3 protein-coding genes are annotated in these 3623 nt (G+C 57.2%); all 3 read right to left on the minus strand.

The genetic code is table 11. The features are described from left to right. Positions 1–1404: hypothetical protein (locus tag K5905_RS29900; protein ID WP_297591307.1), on the minus strand; the 1404-nt coding region annotated here is incomplete at its 3' end. A 37-nt stretch (positions 1405–1441) separates the two neighbouring features. Then, the gene (locus K5905_RS29905) at positions 1442–2368 is read right to left on the minus strand and encodes a DUF6384 family protein (protein WP_297591308.1); all 927 of its coding nucleotides are present in this window, start codon (positions 2366–2368) and stop codon (positions 1442–1444) included. A gap of 60 nt (positions 2369–2428) precedes the next feature. Next, positions 2429–3568: a cell surface protein gene (locus tag K5905_RS29910; protein ID WP_297591310.1), complete on the minus strand. Its 1140-nt coding sequence runs from the start codon at positions 3566–3568 to the stop codon at positions 2429–2431. Between the last annotated feature and the right edge of the window lie 55 nt (positions 3569–3623).

Consider the following 3623-nt stretch of genomic DNA (forward strand, 5'->3'; position numbering starts at 1 on the left):
GCCGCCTCCAAAACTGTCACCGCCGCCTGCGATTCCACCAGGAGATCCGCCGAAACCACCGAAGCCACCCATGGATTTCGGCAGGCCGGAGCCATTCGGAAAGGCGACCCGGCGTCCGCGCGGTTTGCGGCGTTTGTGCGCGCGCTCGGCACGCGCCCAGTAATCCGCACCGGAAATGGCGCCCTTGACCAGCTCTCCCAGGAGCACAGTGGTGAGCTTGTCATCGGAGAAGGTCGAGTCCCAGCTGCCATACCCTTTTGAACGGAAACGTTTTATGACGTCGGACAGTTCACCGCGACGCCGGCTGATATCGCGCTGCAATTCGCGATCCTGACGGATCTCCCTTGCGACCTGCTCAATCCGGTCCCTAAAATCCTCGATCCGCTGAACGATTTTTTCATCTTCCGGAGAAGGCGTGTCCAACGCCACGCGCCAAAGTTCGTTCAGATCGTCTGCTTGCAGCGAAACGGAGAGATGTTCCTCGGCCTTTTGAAAGTCGGCGTCTTCACCGCTGGAAAACTCCGTTAACGCGCCGGACAGGGTTTCAATTCGCCTGTCGAGCCTGTCCAGATCGGTGTCGATCTGATCAATCTCTTCGCTCAAGGTCTCGATCGTGCCAACCAGATCGGTTCCGGCGGCGTCAGTCATGGCATTGCGGCTGAATTCGGCAAGTTTAGCTTCTTCCTGGCGGGCGATATCAGCACAGCGCTCAGCATGCCTGGTCATACGTTCGGGAATGCCGGTGAGCATTGCGTAATTGGCACGGGCATCGTGGTACCTGATCAGTTTGGCAACCCAGTTGTCCAGCGAGCGGACAAGACCCCGATGATTGTATTGTGGTGAGCCGAATCCACGTTGCCACAGATAAATAAACAAGGGGTCGGCTTCATAGGCCTGCCCCTTTTGTTTTCGGTCATCTTCAGACGTTTTCGCCTTTTCAGCCGCAGCCTGCGCGGTTGCCAATGCGGTTTCGGCAGCGTCCCGCTGGGCAAGATAGGCCTTATCTTTTTCAAGACGGCCATCGACGGCTTCCATCAGATCGTCCATCTGATTTTCGGCAGTGTCGCGTGAAGTATCCAGGTCCAGACGCTTCTTTTGCAGCTGATTGCGCTCGCTTTCACATTCGCGAAGCTGGTCGGTGAGCACTTTGTAATCGTCGCTGCGTTTGTCCAGAAGTCGGCGGGCTTCCCGGGCAGCACTGTCCAGCCTTGTGTTCAACGTTCCGGCCGCGTCCGTATCAAGACGGAAGCGTGCGAGATCGCGATAGGCTTCGCTCTGCCGTTCCTGAAGGTCAGTCAGCGAGCGTGTCGCCCGTTCTATCCGTTTGCTCAGTTCGGCTTCTTCCCGGCGCAGATCCGCAAGCGACTGCTCGATCGTTCCAAGGGTCTGACGGCCTGTCAGCATGCGCTAACCTCCGCTGCGGTGATGTGGTGCCTTTGCGCTACCATGATGTAATTGCTCCGTCCTGAACACCGCTGCGCCATTTGATGTCCAGTTCACCACGCCGTTTCTGGCCAAGGACACCCTTTTGCACAATTCCATCTTCCATCTTGTCGCGGCGAACCGCGTTGTAGATGGTTTCAGAGACGCGCTGGCCCCACTTATCTACCGTTTCCGCCGAGCTGTTTTCTTCTGAAATGATACTGCGCTTCAACGCATTTCCATCCGGGTCGATTGCCTCGACAACAATATAATAGTTCTCGGTGTCCGGATTGGCTTCGGGAATTCTGGTGATGCCGGTGGGGACGCCTTCCCGGGATATGATCCGTACCTCGAACACTTCCTGAAGCTGGCCGGCCAATTGCCGCAGATCCGCTTCGGCTTTGAACGCCGCTTCGTTGTTGCCATCCCGAAGAGCAAGGTTGCCGTCGTCTGCAATGCTCTGGGCTTCCGTTTCGACGTCGGCGTTTTCTGTCAGAGTATCAATACGCTCAACCAGTTCCGAATAAGTCGTCGGTAGAGCCTGCAATCGGGCCAGAAGGTCTGCTTCCGAGCGTTGTTGGGGAAGGGTGACCAGGAAATACCAGGCGGCTACAGCGATCACGAGCGCGACAACAGCACCTGCAAGCCATTTCGACCAAAGGCTGCGGGAGGTATAGATCATTGCCAAGCTGCGCTGAAAACCGGCAGTCGGTGGCGAATAGACGAACCTGTCGCGTTTGAGGTCTTCTACGCCTGCCTTCAGAATGTGATCGGGAACATCGATCCCCTGCGCCGCATAGACCCTGCGCAGTCGCTCGACCATCGCCGCATCTCTCTCGTCGGCCTTCAGTTCCCGGGCAACCTGGCCCTCTTCGTGACGCAACGTGTCCACCACGTCCATCGCCATCATGAGATCGTCGAGAGGAGCGTCGGATTTGCTTGCCATAGACACCGTCTTCTTGAAATCTGGCGGGCCGGTGAGCCCGGCCCGTCGGTTCTTAGCGGATTACAGCCCTTGACCCTGTGCGGTCAACTTCGCAAGGCGGCGTTTTCCGTCTTCCACCGCATTGCGGATTTCTTCGGAATTCTTGGTCGACATGTCCCGCATTTCGGAAATGATCTCGCGTGACTGGACCTGGAAATTCACAACGGAATCTACCAGTTTCTTGACCGACGCAGCGGCGACCGTGGGGCCGTATCCTGCCTTGAGGGCTTCCTTTTGAACGGCGTCGCCAATTTCCGCCAGGGTTTCCAGGCTCTTGTTGATGCCATCCTTCATCGCGTTCAGGGTTTCGGTGGATTCGTGCAGGCCCTGAAGACCTGTGAAGGAAGCGTTCAGCGCAGTTAGCACCGATTCATTGGTGGAAAAGAAGCTGACGGACTGGGCGTAGACCCGTTCCTTGGCATTGGTGGTTTGAACCAGGCGCGCCATTATGACTTCAGACGTGTTGTAACCGACAGTCAGGTTGTCCGAGAGATCTTTGGCGATCTGGTAGCGCTTTTCCTCGTCCTGCATTTCGCGCAGTTTTTCGTCGCGCGCCAGTTCCAGACGGGCCTTTTGCGCCGGGTCGTCCCCGGCATAGGCTGCAACCTCGTTCGACGCGTTTTCCAGGGCCGACTTTGAAGCGGTCAGTTTGCCGGTAGCGATGTTCAGGAGCTCGAGGGCCGTGACTTCGGCCTGTTTCAGAGCACCGCGGAAATCGCGATAGGCTTCCAGTATGGTCTGTTCACGCTCTATCTGGTCCTTGGTCGCCCGGGCGACATCCTTATAGGTGTCGCGAATGTCCTTGAAACGATCGGAAATCGTGCCGCGGCGCATGTCACGCCATTTGTTGGAAAGATTTTCGGTGAAGGAGATCTTGCCGTCTGCGAGCTGATCGACAAGGGTTTTGGCGTCATCCCGAATGGAGTTGAAGGCGTCGGTGACCTGCTCATATCGCTCGCCGATGTCCATCTGCTGCACCTGGCTGCGCACAACTTCGTTGAAATTGGAGGCCTGGCCGAGCGTGCGCGTGATGATGAGCACCTTGTCAGGAGACAGATCTGAAATCTGCTCCAGCAGCGCGTTGATGGGTGCGTCCGTTTCTGTTTCCGGCGTGATGCCGATGTCGCGAAGCGTCGTCAGCGCCCGGTCCAGGTATTGCAGTGGCGAGAAGCCGCCGGGTGATGATGATTTATTTTCCGGGGTTTCAGGTGCTGCC

Source organism: Roseibium sp. (assembly GCF_025698965.1).
Lineage (GTDB): Bacteria > Pseudomonadota > Alphaproteobacteria > Rhizobiales > Stappiaceae > Roseibium.